This window comes from Collinsella sp. TF05-9AC (assembly GCF_003438495.1).
Taxonomy (GTDB): Bacteria; Actinomycetota; Coriobacteriia; order Coriobacteriales; family Coriobacteriaceae; genus Collinsella.
Genome location: NZ_QSSH01000026.1, coordinates 5615 through 32386, shown reverse-complemented (window position 1 = coordinate 32386; position 26772 = coordinate 5615). Strand labels below are relative to the sequence as shown.

Genomic DNA, 26772 nt, shown 5'->3' with positions numbered 1-26772 from the left:
CGCAAAGGAAAGCACTTAATGTGCTTTCCGTCTTGCGCAGGACTGTAGAGCAGCAAACTTAACCCCCGCCCTCAGCCCCGGAGACCCTCCCGGAGGGACCCAAAAAATTTTTTCAAAAAAGTTGTTGCGCGCCGGACAGACTTCTGTGTATACTAATCCCCGCAGCGCACGCGAGCGGAAACAAACGCGAACGACTGCCTGGGGAGTTAGCTCAGTTTGGTTAGAGCGCCGGCCTGTCACGTCGGAGGTCGCGGGTTCGAGCCCCGTACTTCCCGCCAACGTAATTAAAGCCACGTCTTCGGACGTGGCTTTTTGCGTTTGATGCACTTTGTTTCGATAGAACGATCGCCCTGGTGCATCTTCGCCCAGAATCCCCGCGCCTTCGGGAACGCAAGTAAAATCTAATAAGTATATCTGTCTGAACAACAGCTTTGTTGCGCAACACCTGTTCTACGAGACAGGGGGTTAGGTTATACTAAATTGCACTGTGCGCCGCATCTGATGCATTTCGCTCCAAGCGCGGCACTCAGTGGATATCCGATTTACCATTTGGATGTCCTGGCGGTCTTTTAGCGTCTCGACACAAGCTCGGCCCCGGAGCTCGTTCGAGCTGTTCGTATTCCTTGAAAGGGGAAAAATGGACATATCGAGGAAGACTGATTACGCCCTTCGTATGCTGGCGATGCTTGCCGAGGATCCGGAGTGTTTGCTTTCTGTTCGCACCGCTGCCGAAGAGGTCAATGTCCCGTATTCGTTTGCCCGCTCGATTCAGCACGGTTTGGTCCAGGCCGGTATTGTGGAGAGCCTGCGTGGCGTCCACGGTGGCATGCGTCTCAAGGTTAGTCCGGACGACGTCACTATCCGCCAGGTCGTCGAGGCCGTTCAGGGTCCTATGGTTATGAACGACTGCACCGCCCCCGATGGTGACTGTGCGCGCATGGGCGCGTGCTGCTATCATCCCCTGTGGGCCGGAGCTCAGGCGTTGATGCGCGACTACCTCGATTCCGTTTCGCTCGGCGACATCGTCGCTCACCGCCAGTTCCCGGCCGTCGATCCCAAGTTCGCCGACCGCGAAGCGTTTCCCGAGTACGCCACCTGCGCGTGCGCTTACCGGGAGGAATAGCGCCGCATAAGGAGCATAGCCATGATTCAGGACCCCTTTCGTTCGATGATTCGTTCGGAAGGGGTCCTGCGTTATCGCGACCTTCCGTGGCGCCGTACACGCGATCCGTACATCATTTGGCTTTCTGAGGTCATGTTGCAGCAAACACAGGTGCCGCGTGTGGAGGCGCGCATGCCGGTGTGGCTCAATCGTTTTCCGACCGTGCAGGCGCTTGCCCAGGCCGCGCCTTCGGATGTTTTGGACGCTTGGCAGGGGATGGGCTACAACCGACGCGCTCTGGCGCTTCACGGGGCCGCTCAGCGCGTTGTAGAGGACTGGGGCGGGGAGTTTCCGCGTGAGACGCGTGACTTGGTCACTCTGCCTGGTATTGGCCCGGCAACGGCGCAGGGTATCCGGCAGTTTGCGTTTGATCTTCCGGGCGTGTATCTGGAGACCAACGTGCGCACGGTCTTTTTGCATCATTTCTTTCCCGATGTGCCGGCCGTTCCCGATCGCGAGCTGGTGCCGCTGATCCAAGCTGCCTGTCCGGCGGTCCCCGGTGCGGCGGCGGACGAGATTACGCCCTTTGCCGCGCCTCAAGACGATGCCGACACGCCGCGCGCGTGGTATTACGCATTGCTGGATTACGGCGCGTATCTTAAAAAGACACTGCCCAATCCGTCCAGGCGGTCGGCGGGCTATAGTCGTCAGTCCAAGTTTGAGGGCTCGCGCCGCCAAAAGCGCGCGCATATCGTGCGTATGTTGTTGGCAGCGCGCGATGGGCAGCCGGCGGGGATTACGCTTGCTGATGCCGTGGTGGGCGTTAACGAGATGGAAGCGGCAGCCGGTCGCGGGCCGGTCGAGTGCGACTTGATCGTGGGCATTCTAGCTGACCTGGAGCGCGAGGGCTTTTGCCGAGCCGAGGACGATCGTTGGTTGAGTGTGTAGCCCGCTCAAATCTGAAGAACGGGATTGTAAGGTTTAAATTCGCGGCTTGAGGGCATCCTAAAGACAAGGTCGCTCAAAGCCTATGGGCGGCACGTGTTGAAGGGAAGTACACCTATGGATTTTGAGAATTCCCAAACCAAGAAGAACCTCGAGACCGCTTTTGCCGGTGAGTCCCAGGCACACACCAAGTATCGCTACTACGCATCTAAGGCCAAGAAAGACGGCTACGTTCAGATTTCGAATATCTTTGCCGAGACCGCAGGCAACGAGTCCGAGCACGCCAAGCTGTGGTTTAAGTATCTGCACGACGGCGTCGTCCCCGATACCCTGGACAATCTGCGCGATGCCGCCGCAGGAGAGAACTACGAGTGGACCACGATGTACGATGAGTTTGCCAAGACCGCCGAGGAGGAGGGCTTTGCCGAGATTGCCGCAAAGTTCCGTGGTGTCGCCGCCGTCGAGAAGGCCCACGAGGAGCGCTACAACAAACTCGTCGAGCGCATCGAGTCGGGCGAGGTGTTTGAGCGCGAGGGCGTGAAGGTGTGGAAGTGCCTGAACTGCGGGCACCTGCACGTTGGTGCCGAGGCGCCTGAGGTGTGCCCGGTGTGTAACCACCCGAAGGCGTACTTTGAGGAGCAGGTGGTGAACTACTAGCGCTTGGCGCTAGCGTGAGCTGGGCCGGGAGGGCCGGACTACCTTCCCTCCTCGCTCACGGCTTCGCAGGGTCGCGTTGAGGGAAGGTAGTCCGGCCCTCCCGGCCCGCTTTGGTTCGTTGCGTGCTCGCTACAGAAAAGCTGATAACTAAGTTTGTGTGCCGCCCCTATCGGGGCGGCACGTTTTTGTATGGGGACTGGTTGGGACGGCACCGTTCATGGGTGGGGTACACTGGGTGGCGACTTTTAGTTTATCTACTACCTGATGGGGTGTTTTTGTATGGGTAAGAAGTCTCGGGCTCGGGTTGCTGCGGCGGGAACTCGCAAGGATCCTGGTCGTCGGGTTGCCGAGGGTAAAAAGGTCGATCGTGTCGAGAAGGACAAGAAGGTTGGCGCGCATGCTCATCCTGAGTGGGCGCCTCACCTCAATACGGCTAGCGAGGATCTGACTGCTAAGTTGTTTACTCTGGTCGAGGTTATCTTGGGCGTGGTGCCCGTGGTGGTCATTGGCTTGTTCTTGGCTTCGAAAGATGCCACGAGTGTCGATAAACTCACCGATGTCTTTTCTCAGGACCCCTCGATGGTGGTTACGTTTATCTCTGCGTGCCTGCAGCCGTTTGTGGCGTACATGTTGTACATGATTTATCGCAAATACTGCGAGGGCGACGCTGGTTTTGCCGCCGGCAACCTGATCGGTCTTTTGTGCTCCGAGATCCTACTGCTCAATATCCCAGGCGTCATCGGTATGGGCATCTTGCTGTGGCGTGTTTGGCGCAACGTCGCCCCGCACTTTGAGAGCTGGTTGTTTGAGCGTCGTGCAATGGGCGTGCTGGCAGACATTGCGGGCTCGCTCGTGATTTTAGCCTTGGCGTTTATGTGCGCCACCGCCGCCCGCGGTCTCGCGGGCATGTAGTCTGTCCTCACCGACCACGGAGCGCAGGGCAACTGCTGGTTTCACCGCTCCGGACGTCAGACCCGCGGCGCATCCCTTTCCCTCTCGCTCACGGCTTCGCAGAGTCACGCGAGGCAAAGGCATGCGCCGCGGGTCTGACGACGCGGGCTTGCCAACGAGTTTTGGCTAATAGATTGGTTTGTGTGCCGCCCCTTTTGGGGCGGCACGTTTTTGTGTGTGTGTGGGGTCCCTGTCTTCACAATTTTCGTCAAGCTTTTGGTTAGATTTTGGTCAGTTGGCGTAAGGGTGGAAGGCCAAAAGATTGCTGGCGAAAAAAGCTCAGAGAAAGTGCTGGTAGGGGAGTTGTTGAGCTTTTCGACAGCTTTTGAGCAAAAGAAACTTTGTGGCTATTGCCGGCGATTGCGTTGTCGCGGTCATGGCGGTGCGGGATGCTGGTCGTAAGCGTCGAACGCTCCGATTTTGGAGGCCAACATGGACCTGTTTCTTGAGACCCCACAGCAACAAGCCGAGCGCATGCTGCGGCAGCAGCGGCGGCTTATAGAGATGCAAATGCAAGGGGTTGCCAACCAGGCGCCCGTGCAAAACGTCGTGCCCGCTGCTGTACCTGCAGCCGTGCCCGGGTGCGAATCGGCACCAGAGGCCTATTCCGTACAGCAAGATTCATATGCGCAGGAGCTCGCGTTCGACAAGCGTCGTGCGCGTCGTCGCCGCGTGGGCCAGCGCCTGCGCACATTGGCGATGATCGTGCTCATTCCGCTAGGACTTGCGGCAATCTTCTTGGCCTCATATGCCCTCACGTGCATTCTCAACGGTGCCTCGCCCAATGAGGTGCTCCAGCATCTAGCGGCCCTGGGCCAGCGCCTAGGCGATGTCGCAACAACCATCCGCGCCGGCTGGGAGAGTTAGCGTTTGTCACATTAGGACTTCCAGGGTGTACGAATTATCGCCACGAGCAGAATTCTTGCATCCTGTGGGTCCTGTCGTGCGACTGAATAGTATTATTGAAGATAAATAATAATAGGATTTGCTATGTATAAGCAGGATTTAGAGCAGACTCTTTTGGGCATTGACGAAGAGGCGGAGCTGGAAATAGGTCCAAGAGACGACAGGCCGAACGTTGTATTGGTGGGAGGAAGCGCCTTCATGCTAAACGATGTGACGAATCGTTCGGTTACACATGACATTGATGTGTTTGAGGCAGATAGGTGCCTCCGCGAGATCATAGCTCGATACCCCGAGGTGAATGGTATGGCGGTGGCATATTGTAATCAGATGCCGTTCAATTACGAAGATCGTTTGATTCCCTTGGATATTGGGGCGCGCTTTATCAGGTACTTTACGCCATCCTTGGAGGACCTGGCGGTAATGAAGCTCTATGCCTGTCGTCCGAACGACATCATCGATCTTCATAGCCAGGCATTCGTCGACCGACTTGATTGGGGACTGCTCGAACGGCTTATATTCGACGAGGGCGAGGCGCTGGCGTCGTCGCCTTCGGAGCGGAGTTATCAAGAGATGGTCTGCGCATACAGCCAATACAAAAAGGAGGTGCTCGGTTGAATCTGACCTTTGAGGGATTCTTAAAAGGCTATTGCCGAGAGCTATCCGGACAGCAGTCGCTCAGTTTTAGAAAACTGGTTAAGCAAGCGACGACGGTTGCGCCGCGCGTGGCGGAGCCCCTGTTTTTGCTCGCTTTGGCACAGGGTAAAGCCGAATACGTTCTGGGTTTATCCGAGGGTTCGTGGATGGAAGAGGGTTACCGAGGCGTTTTGTCCTTGTACGCCCAAACGGGTAGCCTGGCATCTCTATGCGCCGAGGACAAACTTCCTAATCGTTATGCCAACGTTTGGCGTGCGTATAGAGCGGTGAAGGAAAAGCCAGTGGCGGACAGAAGAATCAACGCCCTGATGCGAAAAAGAACGTTGGGAGCGCTAGAGGAATCGGGTGTAACGCGCTACGGTCTCTGCCGCGATTTGAATCTGAATAAGGGAAACGTGTACGCATATTTAGCCGGTGATGACTCAAAGGTGAGCAGGGAGACGGCGCGCCGCATTATGGAATATGCGGAGGAGAGGGGCGCCCAAGAAGGGGCCGGGCGCCCGGTGCGTATGGCGGGGTAAGATTGATCGCGGTTTTGATTGGTGCTCGATTGGGTTTGTTGGGCGGAGTTTATGTCTGCTATTGATATTGTGCTTGTTGTGATCGCCTTGGTGGCGGTGGGGGTTGCTGTGGCTTGCGCCCTCCAGCTCAAGAGCCTGCGTGCCGAGTTGCGGGAGCGTGGCGACAGTAGCGCGGAAACGCTGGCAGCACTCGAGCAGGCCAACAACGCGCTCGATGCCCTGAACGTCGCGCTGGCCGAAACTCGCCGCACGGCCAATGCCATCGCGCAGCAGCAGACGACAGATGCGGCCGTGGAGCAGCAACGTTACCTGACCATCGCACGTGAGTTTTCGCAAGCTGGTGACCGGATGGATGACCTGCGCCGCGAGACGGCCCAACAGCTCGGTGCCAACCGCGAGGGTATCGAGCATCGCCTGGACAAGGTGCGCGAAACGGTCGATGCTCAGCTGGGCGCCATCCGCAAAGACAACAACGTGCAGCTCGATCAAATGCGTGCGACGGTGGACGAGAAGCTCTCCCGCACGCTCAACGACCGACTGTCGGCATCGTTTAAGCAGGTGAGCGACCAGCTCGAGGCCGTGTACAAGGGCCTGGGCGACATGCAGTCCATCGCCACCGGCGTGGGCGACCTTAAGCGCGTGCTGGGCAACGTGAAGGCGCGTGGCATTTTGGGCGAGGTGCAGCTGGGTGCAATTCTGGCGGACATCCTTACGCCCGACCAGTATCTGGAAAACGTCGCCACCAAGCCCGGCGCCTCGGAGCGCGTTGAGTTTGCCGTCAAGCTGCCGGTGGACGAGGGCGACCCCGTGCTGCTGCCGATTGACTCCAAGTTTCCGGGCGACGCGTACGAGCACCTGCTCGACGCGCAGGAGTCGGGCGATGCGGAGACCGTGGCGGCTGCGCGCAAGACGCTCGACACCATGGTCAAGCGCGAGGCAAAGGACATTTGCGAAAAGTACCTGAGTGTGCCGGCAACGACCAACTTTGGCATCATGTTCGTGCCGTTTGAAGGGCTGTACGCCGAGGTCGTCAGCCGCTCCGGGCTTATCGAGACCCTGGGCCGCGACTATCACGTCAACGTTGCCGGCCCCAGCACCATGGCGGCCATTCTCAACAGCCTGCAGATGAGCTACCAGACGTTTAGGCTGCAAAAACGCACCGACGATGTACTGCGAGTGCTCTCCGCCGTCAAGGCCGAGCTGCCGCGCTATCAAAAGGCGCTGCGCCGCGCCCAGCAGCAGATCGAGACCGCGGGTAAAACGGTCGAGGGCATTATCACCACGCGCACCAACGTCATGGAGCGCAAACTCAAGGATATCGACGCGCTGGAAGACGCCGACCAAGCCGATGAGATCTTGGGACTCACGCCCGCGGGCCTTTCCACAGACCAAGAAGACGAGGACTAATTGCAACAAGGCAGCGGGGCACCGGCGCAAACGCGGGCACCCCGCTGCCTTTCACATCGCGCTTGCCTGAAGTGCGCTTTAGTGTGCAACAATGGCGTTTCGCCCTATCAGACGCGAAAGGAAGCCCATGTCTCAGAGAAACACCAGTCCGCTGAAACGCTCCACCGTGCGCCGCACGCTGCAGCGGTTTTGGGGTGTCACGCGCACGCAGCCGCTGATTGTCTTTCTCTCGGTGTTCTCGTCGGCGGGCTACATCTTTTTGCTGACGTTTGCCAATACCTATGTGATGGCCCTCATTGTCGACCGCGTTCAAGCCGGTCCCGTGGCGGGTGATCAGGTGTTTGAGGTCTTCGGCCCCTATATCCTGGCGCTCGTACTCGTTAACCTGGTGGGCCAAATCCTCTCCAAGCTGCAGGACTACACCGTCTACAAGCTCGAGATTGCGGGCAACTATCACCTGGCGCGCCTGTGCTTCGACACGCTCTCCAATCAATCCATGACATTTCACACCAGCCGCTTTGGCGGATCGCTCGTGAGCCAGACGAGCCGTTTTATGAGCGGCTATACGGGGCTGGTCGACGTGACGGTGTATTCGCTCATCCCCACCATCACCTCGGTCATCTGCACGGTGGCGGCGCTCGCCCCGGTGGTGCCGACGTTTACCGTGATCCTGGTGTGCATCATGGCCGTCTACATCGCGTTTGTCTGGCTTATGTACAAGCGCATCATGCCGCTTTCGGCCGCGACGTCCGCCGCGCAGAACAAGCTCTCGGGCGTGCTCTCCGACGCGGTCACGAACATCTTGGCCGTCAAGACCTGCGGGCGCGAGGACTTTGAACGTGATCTGTTCGACGCCGCTGATCGTGCCGCGCGCGATGCCGAGACGGTCTCGATGCACGCCATGATGCAGCGCAACTTTACGACCTCGGGTCTTATCGTCATCACCATGGCCGTGGTGAGCGTATTCGTGGCGGGCGGCAACGCGTGGTTTGGCATCTCGGCCGGCTCGCTCGTCATGATCTTTACCTACACCTATAACCTCACCATGCGCCTGAACTACGTAAGCTCCATGATGCAGCGCATCAACCGCGCGCTCGGCGATGCGGCCGAGATGACGCGCGTGCTGGACGAGCCACGTTTGGTGGCAGATGACCCGGACGCCCCCGAGCTCAAAGTGACCGAGGGCGCGATTGATTTTGAGCAGCTGAGCTTTGCGTACCGTGACGCTGCGGCGGGCGAGAGCGTGTTCGATGACCTGACACTTCATGTGGCGGCGGGCCAGCGCGTGGGCCTGGTGGGCAAATCGGGCTCGGGCAAGACGACGCTCACCAAGTTGTTGTTGCGCCTGGACGATGTACAGGGCGGCCGCGTGCTCGTGGACGGCCAGGACGTCTCGCGCTGCACGCAGCAGAGCCTGCGCCGTCAGGTTGCCTACGTGCCGCAGGAGGCGCTGCTGTTCCACCGCTCCATTCGCGAAAACATTGCCTACGGTCGTCCCAACGCCACTGATGAGCAGATTCGCGAGGCGGCTCGCTTGGCTAATGCGACCGAGTTTATCGACCGCTTGCCCCGTGGCTTTGACACTATGGTGGGCGAGCGCGGCGTCAGGCTCTCTGGCGGTCAGCGTCAGCGCGTGGCTATCGCCCGCGCCATCCTAACCGACGCGCCGATTCTGGTGCTCGACGAGGCGACGTCTGCCTTGGACAGCGAGTCCGAGGCGTTGGTGCAGGAGGCGCTCGAGAATCTGATGCGCGGCCGCACCTCCATTGTGGTGGCGCACCGCCTGTCCACCGTGGCGGCGCTTGACCGCATTGTGGTGCTGGCCGATGGCGAGATTGTCGAGGACGGCACGCATACGCAGCTCGTCGAGGCGGGTGGCGAGTACGCGAGCCTGTGGAGCCGTCAGACCGGCGCATTCTTGGAGGCGTAAGCGTCTCGGACGTGGGACAATTGTGCCCATAAGTTTATTGTGCCGTTGAGCCGAGGAGTCGTTATGCCACGCGAGACCAATGCCGCCAAACGCGAGCGCGCCGTTGAGGTGTGTGAGCGCCTCAACCGTCGCTATGGCCCGGTCGAGTGCTTTTTGGACCACGAGAATCCCTTCCGCCTGCTGATCGCGGTGTTGCTCTCGGCGCAAACGACCGACGCGCAGGTCAACAAGGTGACGCCGAAGCTGTTTGCCCAGTGGCCCACGCCCGAGGCCATGGCCGGGGCGAGTGTGGCTGACGTGGCAGACACCATCAAGTCACTCGGCTTTTATAAGAGCAAGGCCAAGCACGCCGTGGAGGCCGCGCAGATGATCGTCGCCGACTATGGCGGCGAGGTGCCGGCCGACATGAAGGAACTCGTGAAGCTGCCGGGCGTGGGACGCAAGACGGCGAACATCGTGCTCAACGTGGGGTATGGCATCGTGGAGGGCATTGCGGTGGACACGCACGTCAACCGCATTGCGCATCGCCTGATGTTGAGTCCCAAGACACATGCCAAGGAGCCGCTCAAGACCGAGCAGGATCTGCTCAAGATTTTGCCGCACGAGTATTGGGAGTCGGTCAACCATCAGTGGATCACCTTCGGTCGCGAGATCTGCGACGCCCGCAAACCCAAGTGTGACGAGTGTCCGCTGGCAGATTTGTGCCCCAGCGTGCGCGTAGCGGGGTAGGGCGGAACGCATCTTCGTCTGGCGTTTTTTGCGGGGCTGGGTTTGCTCTTGAGCCGGAGTCCTCTCCATGCGCTACCATGACAGGCAATGAAATCCGCCGCATACCCGCCGAGCTTGCCCCGGCGGGCTTTTGGCGTTGCAATGCCGGAGGAACAGCATGCTCATTCACCGTATAGCCGCGCAGCTCTACACTGCCGAGGCCTTGCAGGCCGTCGAGGCCGGGCTCGATGCTGGCGAGGACGTGACGCTGGCTGTGTCGCAGTCGGGCCGCACGCTTATGGCGGCCGCCCAGTTTGCGCGCCGTCCGCGCCCGACGGTCTATATCGTGAGCGGCGAGGATGCGGCCGATCGCGCCGCGCGTAGCCTTGCCGCCTACGTGGGCCTGGCGCACGTGTGTCGTTTTCCTGAGCGCAAGGACTATCCGTGGCGCGAGCAGGCGCCGGACGACGCCGTGGTGGCGCAGCGCTGCGAGGCTCTGGGGCGCATCGTGCGCGGGGACAACTGCATCATGGTCGCCTCGGCTCGCGCGCTGCTGCGCTGCGTGCCGCCGGTCGAGAGCCGCTACTGGGAGTCCACTACTTTTGCGGTGGGCGAGGAGATTCCCTTTGACGAGGTGCCGCAGCGCTTGGTGGGCATGGGCTACACCAATGCCGGCGCCGCCGATGCGCCCGGCTTGTTTCGCGTTCACGGCGACACCGTCGAGGTGTTCCCCGCACAGGAAAAGGCACCCGTGCGCATCGAGTTCTTCGGCGACGAGATTGACCGCATCCGCCGCATGGTGAGCTCCACGGGGCAGACCATCGGCAACGAGGACAGCATCGAAATCTTTCCCTGCCGCGAACTGGCACTCACCGACGAGGCCGTCCACAACATGCATGTGGCGCTCTATCGCGCCAGCCAGGATGACAGCAAACTGGCGGCGCTGCTCGAGATGGTGGATGCGCGCATCGTCACGCCCGAGCTCGACCGCTTTTTGCCGGTGATGTACGGCCAGACCGTAAGCCCGTTGGCGCACGTGAGCGGCAAGGCGCTCGTGGTTCTGTCCGAGCCGCGCTCGCTGTTCGACGACTGCCTGCGCGCCTACGAGGATATCGAGGCGCGTGCCGGCGAGGCAGGGATTGACCGCCTGGATGGTCTGTACGTGCGCGCTCAACAGCTCGATTTTGGTGCCCAGCAGCGCTTGAACTACGTAAGCCTCATCCGTGCCGGCGGTGCGGTGACGGCCGAGCTCAAGATTGAGCAGCCTGCTATCGCAGGCTCGGACAACCGTTTTATGACGCGCGTTCAGGAAGTCGTGGGCAAGCGCTATGCCTGCGTGTTTGCCATTCCCGACCGCGGCGCGCGCGAGTCGATGGAGCTCACCTTTGGCGACGGGGGCATTACCTTTGAGGAATCGCTGACGGCCGCGCCCGAAAACGCCGGCGTCATTGGCGAGCGCGTGCGCGTGGCAGCGGCGGATTCTGCCGATCGTGCTGCCCGTCAGGATGCTCATGCTGCAATTCGCGAGCGCCGCGCCGACGCGCTCAACGCCCGCTCGCTCGAGGCGGGTGCCGCCCAGGCTGCCGCCGGTGCTGCCGTGCCCACTATCTCGCGCGGACGCGTGACCTTTGTCGATGCCGCCCTGCCGCAGGGCGTGGTGGTGCCCGATGCCAACCTGGCCGTGTTCTCGATCGCCGACCTCAACGCCCGTATGGATGCCAACCGCGCGCGCAGCCGCCGCAAGGTGGACATTACGCAGATCACGTTTCCGTTTAAGCCGGGCGACTACGTGGTGCACGCCACTCACGGCATCGCGCTCTTTAGCGAGATCGCGCGCCAGGAAGTGGGCGGCAAGGAGCGCGACTACTTTTTGCTGGAATATGCCGACGGCGACAAGCTCTACGTGCCGCTCGAGCAGGTCGACCGCATCACGCGCTATGTTGGCCCCGACGGCGACAAGCCGCGCCTGACCAGGCTCAACACCGCCGACTGGACGCGGGCTACCAACAAGGCGCGCAAGAATGCCAAAAAGCTGGCGTTTGACCTGGTCGACCTGTATACACGCCGCTCGTCGATTACCGGTATCGCCTGCCCGCCCGACACGCCCGAGCAGATCGAGATGGAGGAGAGCTTTCCCTACGACGAGACGCGCGACCAGCTGGAGGCTATTGCCGACATCAAGGCCGACATGGAAGCGCCCAAGCCCATGGACCGCCTGCTGTGCGGCGACGTGGGCTTTGGCAAGACCGAGGTTGCCCTGCGCGCGGCGTTTAAGTGCGTGGACTCCGGCCGCCAGGTCATGGTGCTCTGCCCCACGACCATTCTGGCCCAGCAGCACTATGAGACGTTCTTTGAGCGCTTTGCCCCGTTTGGCCTCGAGGTCGAAGTGCTCAGCCGCTTCCGCACCCCGGCGCAGCAAAAGCGCGCGCTTAAGGCGTTTGCCGAGGGCACGATCGACGTGCTCATCGGCACGCACCGCTTGCTTTCTGCCGACGTGAACCCCAAGAACCTGGGCATGGTGATCATCGACGAGGAGCAGCGCTTTGGTGTGCAGCACAAGGAGCAGCTCAAGAACCTGCGCGAGCAAATCGACGTGCTCACGCTTTCGGCAACGCCTATTCCGCGAACCATGCAGATGGCCACGAGCGGCGTGCGCGACATGAGCCTGATCACCACACCGCCGACCGGGCGTCGTCCCGTGATCGTGCACGTGGGGGAGTACGACCCCGATGTGGTGAGCGCGGCGATTCGCCTGGAGGTGGGCCGCGGCGGCCAGGTGTACTACGTGTCCAACCGCGTTAAGACCATCGATGACGCCGTGGCGCGCGTGCATGAGGCCGCGCCCGAGGCGCGCGTGGGCGTGGCACACGGCAAGATGAGCCCGCGCGAGGTCGAGGACGTGATGATTGAGTTCGCGACCAAAAAGATCGATGTGCTCATCGCCACGACCATCGTGGAGAGCGGCATCGACAACGCAACGGCCAACACGCTGATCATCGAGGACTCGCAGCGCCTTGGCCTGGCGCAGCTCTACCAGCTCAAGGGCCGTGTGGGCCGCTCTGCCACGCAGGCCTACGCGTACTTTATGTTCCCCGGCGAGCTGCCGCTCACCGAGGAGGCAACGGCGCGCCTGACCGCACTTTCCGAGTTCCAGGACCTGGGCAGCGGCATGCGCATCGCCATGCGCGACCTAGAGATCCGTGGCGCCGGTTCGCTTATGGGAGCCGAGCAGCACGGCAACCTGTCGAGCGTGGGCTTTGATCTGTTTACGCAGATGCTGGGCCAGGCCGTGGCCGAGGCGCGCGGCGATGACGACGCCGGCGTGGAGGCGGCGAGCGTGGGTATTAACCTGCCGGCCGACTACTTCTTGTCCGAGGAGTACCTGCCGGCGGTGGACCAGCGCGTGCTCGTGTACCGTAAGCTCGCAGCGGCCGAGGACCTGGAGAGCATTGACGAGGTGCAGGAAGAGACCGAGGCCGCGCATGGTGAGCTGCCGTTGGCGGGACTCAACCTGTTCAATCGCGCGCGCATCCGCATTCGCGGCGAGCGCCTGGGGCTCGAGAGCGTCACGCTCAGCGGCGGTCGCATCACGTTTTTGGGCGTCGACGTGCCCAAGAAGGTGGCCTTTGAGCTTAAGACCCGCTATGGCGCGGTGAACTTCCCCAAGAGCCGCAAGTTGTCGGTGCCCTACAAGGCGGGCGCCGGCGCGGGCAGCGGCCTGGGTCGCGGTCTCGACGCCAACGACGGCACCGGCCCCGTGGCCGCGGCACTCATGCTGCTGCAGCAATTAGGCGCGAGCGACGATGACTAACAAGTAGGGGGCGTGGCGGGGCAGAGCTACCAGTTGTTCTTTGCCCCGCCACCTCGCAGGTTGATTCCAGCCCCATCGAAAGGAAAGCATGTTCGGGTACATCTACAAGAAAGACGCCGCCGCTATCGCGGTTGTCCTGTGTCTTTGTCTGGGCGTGGGCAGTTTCTTCGATTATCAGATCTCGAGCGCGCTGTTCAACATCGGCAGCATGTACGGCCGCTTTATCGAGGCCGCTGGCGAGTTGCCGTTTGAGCTGACGGCGAGCATCGCGGGCGTTATGCTCGTGCGCGCGGTGCGTCCCGACTCCAGGGGGAGCAAATGGCTTGCCGCGCTCGGCATCCTCGTCAACGTTGGCCTGACCGGCTACGAGATCGTTTCGTCCCTGAGGGTTGGCGGTAAACTCATTGCGGCTCAGTTGGTGCTGACGTTTGTGCTGGTCATCGCTGCCAACCTTATCGTCTATCGCCTCACGCGCACGACCGAGCCCGACGAACTCACGCGCTGGGCGTTGATGGTGCTTGCCGTGTGGATCGCTCAGGCCATCATCCTCAACGTGATCGTCAAGCCACTGTGGTCGCGCCCGCGCATGCGCGTGATCGAGGTCACGCCGGGGCTCAATTTTCAGCCGTGGTGGGTGATCGGCAATCCCGACAAGTGGACCTATATCGCCGCCGGCGTGATCAAGGACGGGTTCAAGTCGTTTGCGAGCGGACACACGGCGCATGCGGCGATCGGCCTTATGCTCGCCGGGCTTCCCGCGGCAGCCTTTAAGGAAAAACCGTCGCGTCGCCGCGTGATTTTTTGGGCGGCGGCTGTGATCGCGGCGCTCGTCGCCTTTGGGCGCATCGTGATAGGTGCGCACTTTTTGAGTGACGTGAGCTGCGGTTTTGCCCTGGTACTGGCACTTGAGTGCCTTGCCGCGCGCATTGCCTATCCCAACGGCGTACAATAGCTCCGTTTGAATCATCTGGCCGATACCCGGTAAGAGAGGATTGCCATGCTCGCGTTTAACAACGATTATTCCCACGGCGCACATCCGGCAGTGCTGCAGGCGCTCGTCGACACCAATATGGAGCCGCAGCCCGGCTACGGTACCGATGCGCACACCGAGCGCGCCAAGCAACTTATTCGCGAGGCCTGCCAGGCCCCTGATGCCGACGTGTTTTTTCTGGTGGGCGGCACGCAGGCCAACGCGACGGTGATCGACATGCTGCTTGCGCCCTACGAGGGCGTCGTTGCTGCTGAGACTGGCCACGTCGCCTGTCACGAGGCGGGCGCTATCGAGTTTGGCGGCCACAAGGTGCTCACCATCCCCGGCTACGAGGGCAAGATGCACGCCGAGGACCTCGAGAACTATATCCAGGTGTTCTACGAAAACGAGAGCTACGAGCACACGGTGTTCCCGGGTGCCGTGTATGTGAGCCTATCGACCGAGTACGGCACGCTGTACTCCAAGGCCGAGCTCGCGGCGATTCATGCGGTATGCCAGAAGCGTGAGATTCCGCTGTTTGTGGACGGCGCCCGCCTGGCCTATGCGTTGGCGTCCGATGAGTGCGATATTACCCTGCCCGAGCTGGCGCAGCTGTGTGACGTGTTCTACATCGGCGGCACCAAGTGTGGTGCGCTCTGCGGCGAGGCTGTGGTGTTCTGTGGCATGCACGCCCCGGCGCACCCCATTCCGCGAATTAAGCAGCATGGCGCACTGCTCGCCAAGGGCCGCCTGACGGGTGTGCAGTTTGAGGCGCTCTTTACCGATGGCCTGTATTTTGAGATTGGTCGACAGGCGATTGAGACGGCCCAGGCGCTACGTCGTGTGCTGCACGAGCGCGGTTACCAGTTCTTTTTGGAGACGCCCACAAACCAGCAGTTTGTGATTCTGCCCAACGAGGACATGGCCCGCATTCGCGAGCATGCGGCGATCGAGTACTGGGAAAAGTACGACGAGACCCACACGGTGGTGCGCTTTTGCACCAGCTGGGCCACGACGCGGGAGGACATCGACGCGTTGGCGGCTGTCCTGTAGCCTGATGTAATGACAAGGGGCCGCCCTGCGCCTGAGCTTGGCGCAGGGCGGCCTTTGCTTTTGGGGGAGAAGGGTTGTATGACCGAGATGTCCGAGCCGACGATTCGCCTGGCGACGCCCGATGACGCGTCGGCGTTGCTTGCCATCTATGAGCCGTATGTGCGCCAGACGGCGATTACCTGCGAATATGAGGTGCCGAGCGTTGAGGAGTTCGCCGGGCGCATCGAGCGCACGCTCAAGCGCTATCCGTATCTGGTGATGGAACTGGACGGGCGTCCGGTAGGCTATGCCTATGTGAGTCCGCTCAACAGCCGCGAGGCATACGACTGGTCGGTCGAGACATCGATCTACCTGGCGCGTGATGTGCGCCACGGCGGGCTGGGCCGCAAGCTGCATGACGCGCTTAAGCAATGCCTGATCGCGATGGGTATCACCAACATGTGCGCCCTCATCGCCGTGCCGCACGACAAGGACGATGAGTACCTGACGCACAACAGCCAGGACTTCCATGCCCATATGGGGTATCGCCTGGTGGGCGCCTTTGACCGCTGCGCCCAAAAGTTCGGCCGCTGGTACGACATGTGCTGGATGGAGTTGGTCCTAGCCGAGCGCGTCCCCAACCAACCCAAACCAACCTGGTTCCCCGACCTCCCCAAACCTACCATTTAGGGACAGGTTTATTTTGGCAGGTTAGCCGATGGGCTCGGTGTATTTGGCACGGTCGGTGCGCTGGATGCGCTTGGAGACATGGAGCGGTCGGCCGTCGGTGTCGTACACGTAGTCGGTGATCAGGATCAGCGCCTGCCCGCGCCCAACGTTGAGCAAAAACGCCTCGTTTTGCGAGGCATAGCACACCTCAAAGGTCTTATGTCCCTGTGCCGGCGCGCGATGGAATTCCTGGCGCAGCGTGGCGTAGAGCGAACCGTTGATATCGCGATCGATGAGCGCTTCAAAGCTCGGTGGTAGATAGGTGGTCTCCAGGCACAGCGGCGCATCGTCCAGATAACGCAGGCGGACAAGTTTGACGAGCTTGCTGCCCACGGCGACATCGAAGAACTTGGCCGCATTGCCCGCGGCCTTGGCAAAGCCCGAGTCCACCGTGCGCGTGGTGGGCTTCATACCCTGACCCTGGACCTGTGTCGTGTAGCTCGAAAACACCAGGTTGTTCTCGTGGAGCGCCGGCGTGTCGGCCACAAAGGCGCCACGCCCGCGCTCGGTGCGCACCAGGCCCTCGTCAACGAGCACCTTAAGGGCGTGGCGTACGGTGCTACGCGACAGCCCCGATTCGTCCATGAGTTCCATCTCGGACGGCAGCTTGTCTCCGCGCGCGTAGGTGCCGGCGGCGATGCGGTCGCGAAGCGTACCCGCCAAGCGCTCGTATTGGCTCAGTTTCTTTTTAGATGAAGCGTTCATGCGATCAGCCTATATCTAACTTGTATGCTTATCTAAGCAAGCATGTATTCAATACGACAACAAAACAGCTGGTAGCCAATTATCAAAAACCGCATCAGCAAAAATTCTAAGATAAATATAGCATACAACTAGTCGACATAACCAAAACATGTATGTAACTTGTATGCCATCGAGAGCATCAAACGAGAAGAAAGGCTGATGCACGATGACTACTCAGGAACAGGTTAAGGACGTCGTCTCCCAGGTTTTGGCCGACAAGGCAGACAAGCGCGGCATCAAGCGCGTCGTGTGGATTGGCGCCGGCGGATCCAACGGCGGCAACTATCCTGCCCAGTACTTTATGGAGCACGAGGCCACGCAGGTCGTGAGCTCCAGCTACACCAGCAATGAGTTCGTGCACGCCACGCCCGCCTATGTCAACGAGAACACCCTGGCCGTCGTCGTGTCCATGCGCGGCACCAAGGAGACCATCGTCGCCGCCCAGGTCGCCAAGGACCACGGCGCCAGCACCATCGCCATCTATGTTGACGAGTCCGGCCTCACCGAGGTCTGCGACTACAAGATCCAGTACGACAGTCTGGCCGTCGACGAGTCTTGCATGGCTCGCACCAACTCTGCCGTCGTGACCATGATCGCCATGGAGCTTACGCAGCAGACCGAGGGCTATGCCGAGTACGAGACCGCTATGGCCGCGTTCGACTTGGTCGACCCCATCTATCGCAAGGCCGTCGAGTACACCCGTCCGCTCGCTGCCAAGTGGGCCGAGCAGAACGCCGACAAGCCCTGCATCAACGTCATGGCCCAGGGCCCGCTCTTTGGTGCCGCCTACGTCTTTAGCATCTGCAACGTGCAGGAGATGCTGCAGATCGACTCCTGCACCATCAACACCTGCGACTTCTTCCATGGCCCCTTCGAGATCCTGGACAAGCGCACCTCGCTGTTCCAGCTCATTAGCGTCGGCCGCAGCCGCTGCAACGACGAGCGCGGCATCCGCTTCGTCAACCAGTACGGTGGCGAGCGCGTCTATCAGCTCGACGCCAAGGAGCTCGGCCTCAACGACATCAAGGACAGCGTGAGCGAGTACTTCAACCACCTGATCTTCGCCCCGATCCTCAACAATGTGTACATGCGCGCGCTCTCTGCCGTCACGCACAAGGACTACATGACGCGCCGCTACATGTGGAAGCTGGACTACTAGGGGATAGAGCGGCCTAACAGCTCGATGTCCTCATAAGTTGCGGTGGAATAGTTCCTGCTTGGGGGTTTGAAGCCTCTATTTAGGAACTATTTCACCGCAACCGCCAAGTAATCCGCTGGGGACGGAGGAAAACGGATCACTTTTCCGCTCACCGATTTGTGTCTTGAAAAATGTATATAACGACTATAACGTAGCACGAAACATATTGGAAACAATACCGAGGAGGCTGCGTTGAAGAAGAGCAATCTGGGCTATGTGCTGGTGCTGATCGCCGCGCTTATGTGGGGCAGCATCGGAATCTTTGTAAACGGCATCTCGGCCATGGGCGTTTCGTCCCAGAGCATGGCTGCCTTTCGCTTGTTGGTCGGAGCGCTTATCTTGGCGCCGGTCCTGATGTTTATGGGCTGCCGTCCGGGTGAGGGGTCTACCGTGGCTCAGGGTCCGCTGGCCCTGTTCAAGGCAAGCCCTAAAGAGCTTGTTCCCTGTGCGCTTGTCGGCATCGTCGGTTTGGCCGCCGCCAACACCTGCTATTACGAGTGCATGGGCGAGGTGGGCATGTCCACGGCCTCGGTGCTGCTCTACACCTCGCCGGTGTTTGGCGTCATGCTCGGCCGCGTGCTTTATCGCGAGGACGTGACCCCCAACAAGCTCGTTGCCATTGTCTTTAACATCGTAGGCTGCGTGCTTGCAGTGACCAATGGCGACCTTTCCGGTTTTCATTTTTCGGTTTGGGGCGTCACGTCGGGCGTGATTGCAGGCCTTTGTGGTGCGTCGCTCGCGGTGTTTAGCCGAATAGCAACCAAGACGGTCCACCCGCTGGCTGTCACGTTTTGGGGCTTTGTTTTTGGCGGTGCGGTTATGGCAGCTATCGCGGCTCCGTGGCCGGATGTCGCCGCGGCAATGTCGCCACAGCTGCTGCTGCTGTTCCTTGGCTTTGGACTCATCCCCACAGCCGTTGCTTACATCTTATATATGCAGGGTCTGTCCATGGGGCTCGAGACATCGAAAGTTCCCGTCGTAATGTCTTTCGAGACGGTCGTCACCGTACTGGTGGGCATTGGTGTCTACGCCGAGCCCGCCGGCGCGATTAAAGTCCTGGGCATCGTGCTGGTGCTCGCGTCCATCCTGATTATGAACACCGACTTCTCCAAGCTGCGCAACAGCGCCTTTGTCGGCCATATCGTTGAGAGCATGACCTTTAAGCCCAACGCGTGGTGGACCGAAAAATCTCAGGACATGGATCTGTTTAAGGAACGCACCGGCATTGCGCTGGAACCCACCGTACAGGAAAGCCCCTGGTACTTCGTGCGATAGGGGATTGCGCGCAGGGTCTGACCTGGGGTTATCCAGCTAGCGCCGGCCTACCCAGCCCAACGTTTCGAGTACGTTAAACCCGTCAACGGTCGATTTTCACCCGCGAACGGTCTTTATACTAATTAGCAATATAAGCAACGTATAAGACGTTATAATGACCATAACGAAAAGGAGGAGGCAAGATGAATCAGATCATTCTCGCATCTCATGGCGGCCTGGCCGCAGGCGCCAAAGACACGCTCGAGATGGTTCTCGGCGACGTGTCGAACGTCCACGTCGTGTCGCTTGCTCGTGACGACAAGGAGCCCATCACCAATAAGGTTGAGGCTATGATCGCCACGTTCAACGCGGACGACACCGTCTATGTGCTGACCGATATGCTCGGCAGCTCGGTCAACAACAACATGGTCGAGCTTTCCAAGAACGGCACGAAGTTCACGGTTGTCAGCGGTTTCAACATCCCGCTGGCGCTCACGCTCGCTATGAGCCCCGTCCCCGTCAAGGGCGCCGAGCTCGCGGCCCTCATCAACGAGGCCCGCACCGGTCTGACCAACCCCAACGCACCGGTCGAGGCCGCCGCGGCTCCCGCCAAGAAGGCCAAGGCGTCCCGTCACAGCTCCGGTCCCGCCAAGATCGTCCTCGCACGTCTTGACTACCGTCTGCTGCACGGCCAGGTCGTCTTTACCTGGACCACCAAGGTTCAGGCCGAGCGCATCATCGTCGTCGACAACGCTGCCGCCAACGATGACATCAAGAAGGGCGCTCTTAAGCTGGCCAAGCCCCAGGGCGTGCGCCTGAACGTCTTCACCGTCGAGCGTGCCCTCGCCAAGATGGACAAGCTCAACACCCTCGGCGAGCGCGTCATGTTCGTCTTTGGCAACACGGCCGAGATGCTGCAGTTCTGCCAGGGCTACAAGCTCGACGCCATCAACCTGGGCGCCACCGCCAACCACGACGGCGCCGATCAGGTCGGCGGCAAGGACAGCTCCGTCTTCCTCGACGCCACCCAGAAGGCCGACGTCAACCAGCTGCTCGACATGGGCATCAAGCTCTACGTCCAGCAGACCCCTACGTATCAGAGCGTCGACATCGACGCCAAGCTGTAATCAACCAGGCTTTTGCCTGACTGAAAGGAGAAGGGTATGAATACGTTCATCAGTGCGGTGCTCGTCGGCCTCGTCGGCGTGTTCTGCATGTGGGACTCCCGCCTGCTCGGTCGTCTTAACTTCGAGCAGCCCCTCGTTGGCGCCACACTCGTCGGTCTGCTGCTGGGCGATGTGCCCACCGGCCTTGCCGTCGGTGCCGCCGTCGAGCTCGTGTCCATGGGCCTGGTGCAGGTCGGCGCCGCCGTTCCGCCCGATATGGTCCTGGGCGGCATCGTGGCCGCTGCCTTTGCGTGCCTGACCGATGCTTCCGCCGAGACCGCCATGACGATCGCCATCCCGGTCGCCGTCCTGGGTCAGCTCCTCGGCATCGTGTTCCGTTCCATCATCGCCGCCCTCACCCATGTGGCAGATAACGCGATCGATAACGGTAACTTCAAGACCGCCTACCGTATGCACATCTGCGCCGGCTCCGGTCTGTATGCTGTCATGTACTTCCTGCCGATCTTCCTCGCCGTCTTTGTTGGCACCGACCTGGTTCAGGCCATCGTCAACATGGTTCCCGAGTGGCTGTCCACTGGTCTTAACGTTTCGACCAAGATCATGACCGCCTACGGCTTGGCTCTGCTGCTCACCATGATGATCAAGAAGGGTATGACCCCGTTCCTGTTCATCGGTTTCCTGCTCGCCGCTTACCTCAACCTGTCCGTCATCGCGGTCGCTCTGATCGGTGTGTGCCTGGCTGTCGTCTTCATGGGCTTCAAGTTCAACGGTTCCCATGCAGCCGCCGGTGTCGATTCCGACTACGATCCGCTCGAAGACGACGAAGACTAAGGAGGAACACACTATGGCAACCGCAACCAAGGACGTGTCCCTGAACAAGAAGGTCAGCCAGTTCTTCTGGCGCTCCTGGGCCATCCAGGCCTCTTGGAACTACGAGCGTCAGATGAACATGGGCTTCCTCTACGGCATGGTTCCCACGCTCGATCGCCTCTATCCGGACGAGTCCGACCCCAAGCAGCTCGCTGCTAAGAAAGAGGCTTACCACCGTCACATGGCGTTCTACAACTGCACCCCGCAGACGAGCGCTTTCATCCTGGGCCTCTCCGCCTCCATGGAGGAGGAGTACGCCAAGGATCCCGAGAACTTCGATCCCGATTCGATCAACGCGGTCAAGACCTCCCTCATGGGTCCGCTTTCCGGCATCGGTGACTCCTTCTTCCAGGGCACCATCCGCGTTATCGCCTTTGGCCTGGGCGTTCAGCTGGCTCAGCAGGGCTCCATCATGGGCCCGATCCTGGCTATGCTCATCTCCATCGTCCCCTCTGTGCTGATCACTTGGTTCGCAGCCAAGATGGGCTATCAGGGCGGCCACGAGTACCTGAGCAAGCTTCAGGGCGGCGACCTCATGGAGAAGCTCATGTATGTCTGCGGCATCGTGGGTCTTATGTCCGTGGGCGGCATGATCGCCACGCTGATCGGCGCCACCACCCCGCTGCAGTTCGCTGAGGGCACCGTCGTTATCCAGGACATCCTGGACGGCATGATGCCCCAGATGATTTCCCTTGGCCTCACCGGCCTTATGTACTGGCTCATCAAGAAGAACGTCAACACCGGTTGGCTTCTCGTGATCGCCATCGTGGGCGGCATCGCCCTCTCCGCGGCCGGCATTCTGGCCTAGTCGCGACCAAGCGCCTAACCGCTTTCCCCCGGGGGCCTGCCTGGCATCCCATACCCCAGGCAGGCTTCCATCCCCAAAATGCGACAATGGGACAGTCCCCTTGTCGCATCCTCAACGGACCGGCGACTCGGTCCAAACCACGGTAACCCTGCGAGCGCCCGGCAATGTGGCGCCGCAAAAATCGAAAGGAATGTGTCAGATGTACGAGATCGACCTTAACCTCCCTAAGCAGATCGTCGCTGACGTCCTGTCCAACCACGAGATCCACAGTGTCGCCTTCGTCGGCTGCGGTGCTTCCATGTCCGACCTGTACCCCGCCAAGTACTTCCTGGCCAACAACACGGACAAGCTGAACGTTCAGATCTTCACCGCTAACGAGTTCAACTACGACACGCCTTCCTGGGTCAACGAGCACACCTTCGTGATCACCTGCTCCCTCGGTGGCTCCACGCCCGAGACCGTCGAGGCCAACAAGACCGCCAAGAAGCACAACTGCCCGGTCGTCTCCCTCACCAACAAGGCTGGCTCCGCTCTGACCGTCGACGCCGACCACGTCATCGTCCACGGCTTCCACGCCAACTATGCCGCCAAGGCCGAGAAGCCTGGCTACGCCATCGCTCTCGCTCTCGAGATCCTTCAGCAGACCGAGGGCTATGATCACTACGAGGATATGATCACCGGCCTCACCAACATCTTCGACCTGTGCGAGAACGCCGCTCAGCACTGCACGAAGCTTGCCAAGAAGTTCGCTGAGGACTTCAAGGACGACAAGATGATCTACTTCATGGCTTCCGGTGCCTCCGAGAAGATGGCCTACTCTCACGCCGCCTTCCTGTTCACCGAGATGCAGTGGATCGACGCCGCCGCCTACAACACCGGCGAGTACTTCCACGGCCCGTTCGAGGTTTCCACCGAGGGTAAGCCCTACGTCTTCTTCATGTCCGATGGTGCTACCCGTCCGATGGACGCCCGCGCCCTCACCTTCCTTGAGCGCATGGGCGCCAAGGTCGCTCTGATCGACTCCAAGGACTACGGTCTGGCCGACGCCGTGCCGGCGAGCGTCATCACCTACTTCAACCCGCTGCTGCACCTCGCCGTTATGCGCGAGTACGGCAACCAGATCGCCGAGGCCCGTCAGCACCCGCTGACCATGCGTCGCTACATGTGGAAGCTTTCCTACTAATCACAAGTAAGTAAACCTTACGGGTTGATTGAGAGGGGATGGGGTTTGCGCCCCGTCCCCTTTTTTGCTCTTGAGAGGAGATGCGTATGATCAAGGCAGTGCTGTTTGATATGGACGGCGTGCTGGTCGATACCGAGTGGTTCTACAACCGCCGCCGCGTGGCGTTTATGGAGGAGAAGGGGTTCCACTTTGACGAGATCCCCGATCTTTCGGGGTCTAACGAACCGGCCATTTGGGAGGCACTGGTTCCCGACGATGTCGAGCTGCGCGAGCGCCTGCGCGTAGAGTACAAGCATGTCTACAGCCCGGTCCATCCCGTTCCGTATGCCGAACTGCTTAACGAGCAGACGGCGCCGGTAATGCGTGCGCTGCGCGCGCGTGGTGTGAAGTGCGCCATCGCGAGCTCGTCCTACCGTGAGCTTATCGACGAGTTGGTGGAGATTGCCGACATTGCCGACGTGCTGGACTACACCATCAGCGGCCACGAGTGCAGCGCGTTTAAGCCCGACCCCGAGATCTACCAGCGCGCCATGGAGGCGCTGGGCGTGGAGCCCGCTGAGTGCCTGGTGATCGAGGACTCGCCCATGGGCATCGAGGCCGGCAAGCGCTCCGGTGCCCACGTCCTGGCGCTGCGTCCGCACGAGGGCGTCAACCTAGATCAGTCCGCCGCCGACGTTATCATCGACAATCTGACCGACATCCTACCTGCCATTTAGCAGCAAAACCACCACAAAGGGGACAGGCACCTTTGTGGTGGTCCATGCTACAATCGCGGGCATGCCCCACAACTACATCTGCCTTCGAAAGGAGCCTACGTGGCGAACGCCATCGATCAGCTCACGAACCGCGTGCTCATGCTCGGCCGCCTTACCATCGTCCGCCGCGCCATTACTGCCGTGGCGGTTACGATTTCCGCCGTTCTCCAGACATTCCTGATCCAGGCGTTCATTCAGCCCGCCGACCTGCTTCCGAGCGGTCTCACCGGCGTCGCGGTCCTGCTCGATCGCGTTACCTCGCTGGGCGGCGTTCACATCGACATCTCGCTCGGTATGCTCGCGCTCAACATCCCCGTGGCGCTCCTATGCTGGAGCGGCATTAGCAAGCGCTTTGTCATCTTCTCGATGATGCAGGTCGTGCTCTCGTCGCTGTTCCTCAACGTCTTTCACTTCGCTCCATTTTTGGGTGACAAGATTATGCTCATCATTTTTGGCGGCGTGGTCTCGGGTCTGGGCGCTGCCATCGCGCTAAAGTCCGGTGCATCTACCGGCGGCACCGACTTTATCGCGCTGTGGGTCTCCAACCACACGGGCAAGACCATCTGGGGCGTTATCTTTGGTTTCAATTGCTTTATCCTGGCGATCTTTGGCTTTATGTTTGGCTGGGACAACGCGGCGTACTCCATCGTGTTCCAGTTTATTTCGACAAAGACCATCGACAGCTTCTATCGTCGCTACGATCGCGTGACGCTGCAGATCACGACGCGCAAGGCGGACGAGGTCATGACCGCCTATGTTGACCATTTTCAGCATGGCATCAGCTGCGCCGAGGTCGTCGGCGGATACAGCCGCGAGAAGATGTACCTGCTGCACGCCGTTGTATCGACCTACGAGAGCCAGGACATTATCAAGCTGGTGTGCGACATTGATCCCGGCGCCGTGATCAATGTGTTCCACACGCTCAACTTTGTGGGCGGCTGGTGGGGCGGTCATGTCGACGAGCCCATGCCCACGGCCGTTCCCGATCCCGACAAGCCCGCACGCATGGCCAGCAGGCAGGCGCGCCTCAGCGAGCAGGATAGCCTGCAGCAGGACGACGGCAAGTAGGGTTTTGGCATTTTGCCGGCCTGGCGCAATCCTGTCCGCTTGAGCCTCCCGAAAGCCTCGTTGCTTTCAGGAGGCTCTCGTTTGCCCAGATAAAACCTACCAAAATGAAGCTGTCGCTTTTTGGTAGGGAGGGTGTATCGTTTTATCATTATGAGGTAACATGAAACTAGACGTTATATACGTATTAGTTATTTCGATATTTCGATAAGAGTGATTAGATATGCCTACGCCCAAAAATGCACCGCTTTACCAGCAGATTTACGACGAAATCAAGGATGCGATCGAGAAAGGTGTTTATGCACCCAAGGAGCGTATTCCGTCCGAGCTTGAGCTAGCCGAGCAGTACGACGTGAGCCGAATTACGGTGCGCCGCGCTGTCGAGGAGCTGTGCTCCGATGGTTACCTGGTTAAGCAGCAGGGCCGCGGCACCTTTGTCTCCACGCCGCACATCAATCGCCAGTTTCACGCCTCGACGCTGCAGACGTTTACCGCGCTGTGTGCCAACAACGGCATGAAGGCCGGTGCACATGTGGTCGATCGCCAGATTGTGCCGGCGCGCCAAAACGAGATGGAGTTCTTTGGCCTGCAGAAGGATGCGCTGCTGCTGCATATCAAGCGCGTGCGTACGGCCGACGGCGAGCCCATCTTTGAGGAGAACATCTTTGTGCCGTTTGACGCCTACCGTGAGCTGTTGACGGCCGATCTTGAGGACAAGTCGATTTTTGCCGAGGTCGAGCGTGTTGGCGGAACGCCGATTGTCTCGGTTGGCTACCGTACGGTCGAGGCCGTTCGAGCTAACGCCGAGCAGGCGGCCGAGCTGGGCATTGCTCCGCACGATTCGCTGCTCAACCTGCGTGCCGGCTTTACCGGTCCCGATGACGAGCCGGTTTTGATGGGTAAGCAGTACTACGTGGGATCGCGCTACGTTATGGTGATGTAGGGTTGGTTCCGCCGTTCTAACGAACGGCGGATCGGTCGACGCTGCTCCTTTGGTTACGCGGTTTTACCAAACCGCGTAACGGCTCGACGCTGCAAACGCCCCTAAGCGGCAATCTGACGTTCAATCGTCGGTCGCGTACCGAAGTACGCTTCCCTCCTCTTTCACGTCACCTTGCTCGCCTAGGGGCGTTTTCGCTCATATGACCCAATCCGCTGTCAAGAGCCACAATGGCCCCGCCGACCGCTTGCAATCGGTCGGCGGGGCCTGCCGTTGAACCCGTCCCGGTCCGCCCCCGGCATGTCGTCGACGCCTTCGGCTCAGTCTCATATCCGCGGATACCGCTCCGGCGGCCCGCAATCCTCTCCTTCGGCGGGGGTCCCCAAGTCTGACTACGCGCATGCGGCCGCTGCCGCGCGCCCAGCGAAAGCGGGGGTATCCCCGAAGGCTGCCCGGCTCGCCGGGACGGGGGCTATGTCTATTCGGTTGCCTCCCGGCACATCGC

At 60.4% G+C, this 26772-nt stretch carries 24 protein-coding genes and 1 tRNA gene; 24 read left to right on the top strand and 1 reads right to left on the bottom strand.

The window, feature by feature from the left end; genetic code table 11:
• Positions 1 to 200 precede the first annotated feature (200 nt).
• The 15 genes from DXC52_RS07690 (at position 201) to DXC52_RS07620 (ending at position 16284) form a co-directional block, all read left to right on the top strand.
• Positions 201 to 278, top strand: a tRNA-Asp gene (locus DXC52_RS07690).
• 359 nt (positions 279 to 637) lie between these two features.
• On the top strand, positions 638 to 1123 hold the full coding sequence (locus DXC52_RS07685) for an Rrf2 family transcriptional regulator (protein WP_022094514.1): 486 nt from the start codon (positions 638 to 640) through the stop codon (positions 1121 to 1123).
• A 21-nt stretch (positions 1124 to 1144) separates the two neighbouring features.
• Positions 1145 to 2050 (top strand): adenine glycosylase, encoded by a 906-nt coding sequence (locus DXC52_RS07680; RefSeq protein WP_117746792.1) that lies wholly within the window; start codon positions 1145 to 1147, stop codon positions 2048 to 2050.
• A gap of 114 nt (positions 2051 to 2164) precedes the next feature.
• A complete protein-coding gene (rbr, locus tag DXC52_RS07675) occupies positions 2165 to 2704 on the top strand; it encodes a rubrerythrin (protein WP_117746791.1) in 540 nt (179 codons plus the stop codon).
• Between the two features lie 279 nt (positions 2705 to 2983).
• Complete coding sequence (locus DXC52_RS07670) at positions 2984 to 3616, top strand: hypothetical protein (protein WP_117746790.1); 633 nt, start codon at positions 2984 to 2986, stop codon at positions 3614 to 3616.
• Between the two features lie 471 nt (positions 3617 to 4087).
• Positions 4088 to 4522 carry a hypothetical protein gene (locus DXC52_RS07665; RefSeq protein WP_022095171.1) on the top strand — a complete coding sequence of 145 codons (435 nt, stop codon included), beginning with the start codon at positions 4088 to 4090 and terminating at the stop codon, positions 4520 to 4522.
• Positions 4523 to 4645: 123 nt separating this feature from the next.
• Positions 4646 to 5176, top strand: coding sequence for a DUF6036 family nucleotidyltransferase (locus DXC52_RS07660; RefSeq protein ID WP_022095170.1), 531 nt, complete (start codon positions 4646 to 4648; stop codon positions 5174 to 5176).
• Positions 5173 to 5736, top strand: coding sequence for a hypothetical protein (locus tag DXC52_RS07655; protein WP_022095169.1), 564 nt, complete (start codon positions 5173 to 5175; stop codon positions 5734 to 5736). The genes DXC52_RS07660 and DXC52_RS07655 overlap by 4 nt, the downstream gene beginning before the upstream one ends.
• 51 nt (positions 5737 to 5787) lie before the next feature.
• Positions 5788 to 7143 carry a DNA recombination protein RmuC gene (gene rmuC / locus DXC52_RS07650; protein ID WP_022095168.1) on the top strand — a complete coding sequence of 452 codons (1356 nt, stop codon included), beginning with the start codon at positions 5788 to 5790 and terminating at the stop codon, positions 7141 to 7143.
• 127 nt (positions 7144 to 7270) lie between these two features.
• Positions 7271 to 9073, top strand: coding sequence for an ABC transporter ATP-binding protein (locus DXC52_RS07645; protein WP_117746789.1), 1803 nt, complete (start codon positions 7271 to 7273; stop codon positions 9071 to 9073).
• 63 nt (positions 9074 to 9136) lie between these two features.
• Entirely contained in the window at positions 9137 to 9802 is a 666-nt protein-coding gene (gene nth / locus DXC52_RS07640) for an endonuclease III (protein WP_006235145.1), read from the top strand.
• A gap of 157 nt (positions 9803 to 9959) precedes the next feature.
• Entirely contained in the window at positions 9960 to 13592 is a 3633-nt protein-coding gene (mfd, locus tag DXC52_RS07635) for a transcription-repair coupling factor (RefSeq protein ID WP_117746788.1), read from the top strand.
• Positions 13593 to 13680: 88 nt separating this feature from the next.
• Entirely contained in the window at positions 13681 to 14544 is an 864-nt protein-coding gene (locus DXC52_RS07630) for a phosphatase PAP2 family protein (protein WP_117746787.1), read from the top strand.
• Between the two features lie 45 nt (positions 14545 to 14589).
• Entirely contained in the window at positions 14590 to 15615 is a 1026-nt protein-coding gene (locus DXC52_RS07625; RefSeq protein ID WP_117746786.1) for a low specificity L-threonine aldolase, read from the top strand.
• 78 nt (positions 15616 to 15693) lie between these two features.
• Positions 15694 to 16284 (top strand): GNAT family N-acetyltransferase, encoded by a 591-nt coding sequence (locus DXC52_RS07620; RefSeq protein ID WP_117746785.1) that lies wholly within the window; start codon positions 15694 to 15696, stop codon positions 16282 to 16284.
• A 21-nt stretch (positions 16285 to 16305) separates the two neighbouring features.
• On the opposite strand, the gene DXC52_RS07615 is transcribed toward DXC52_RS07620, so the two are convergent.
• Positions 16306 to 17028, bottom strand: coding sequence for a GntR family transcriptional regulator (locus DXC52_RS07615; RefSeq protein WP_117746784.1), 723 nt, complete (start codon positions 17026 to 17028; stop codon positions 16306 to 16308).
• A gap of 205 nt (positions 17029 to 17233) precedes the next feature.
• Between DXC52_RS07615 and DXC52_RS07610 the strand changes: the two genes are divergently transcribed.
• From DXC52_RS07610 to DXC52_RS07570, 9 genes are all read left to right on the top strand, one after another.
• Positions 17234 to 18226, top strand: coding sequence for an SIS domain-containing protein (locus DXC52_RS07610; RefSeq protein WP_117746783.1), 993 nt, complete (start codon positions 17234 to 17236; stop codon positions 18224 to 18226).
• A 231-nt stretch (positions 18227 to 18457) separates the two neighbouring features.
• Positions 18458 to 19540 carry a DMT family transporter gene (locus tag DXC52_RS07605; protein ID WP_117746782.1) on the top strand — a complete coding sequence of 361 codons (1083 nt, stop codon included), beginning with the start codon at positions 18458 to 18460 and terminating at the stop codon, positions 19538 to 19540.
• A 182-nt stretch (positions 19541 to 19722) separates the two neighbouring features.
• Entirely contained in the window at positions 19723 to 20646 is a 924-nt protein-coding gene (locus DXC52_RS07600) for a PTS mannose/fructose/sorbose transporter subunit IIAB (RefSeq protein WP_117746781.1), read from the top strand.
• Between the two features lie 36 nt (positions 20647 to 20682).
• Positions 20683 to 21477, top strand: coding sequence for a PTS sugar transporter subunit IIC (locus tag DXC52_RS07595; RefSeq protein ID WP_117746780.1), 795 nt, complete (start codon positions 20683 to 20685; stop codon positions 21475 to 21477).
• Positions 21478 to 21490: 13 nt separating this feature from the next.
• Positions 21491 to 22324, top strand: a complete 834-nt coding sequence (locus tag DXC52_RS07590) for a PTS system mannose/fructose/sorbose family transporter subunit IID (RefSeq protein ID WP_035136780.1) — start codon at positions 21491 to 21493, stop codon at positions 22322 to 22324.
• Positions 22325 to 22523: 199 nt separating this feature from the next.
• Positions 22524 to 23507 (top strand): SIS domain-containing protein, encoded by a 984-nt coding sequence (locus DXC52_RS07585; RefSeq protein WP_227790297.1) that lies wholly within the window; start codon positions 22524 to 22526, stop codon positions 23505 to 23507.
• A gap of 86 nt (positions 23508 to 23593) precedes the next feature.
• On the top strand, positions 23594 to 24223 hold the full coding sequence (locus DXC52_RS07580) for an HAD family phosphatase (RefSeq protein ID WP_158554617.1): 630 nt from the start codon (positions 23594 to 23596) through the stop codon (positions 24221 to 24223).
• Positions 24224 to 24322: 99 nt separating this feature from the next.
• Positions 24323 to 25330, top strand: coding sequence for a YitT family protein (locus DXC52_RS07575; RefSeq protein ID WP_117746777.1), 1008 nt, complete (start codon positions 24323 to 24325; stop codon positions 25328 to 25330).
• A gap of 220 nt (positions 25331 to 25550) precedes the next feature.
• Positions 25551 to 26270, top strand: coding sequence for a GntR family transcriptional regulator (locus DXC52_RS07570; protein WP_117746776.1), 720 nt, complete (start codon positions 25551 to 25553; stop codon positions 26268 to 26270).
• Positions 26271 to 26772 lie beyond the last annotated feature (502 nt).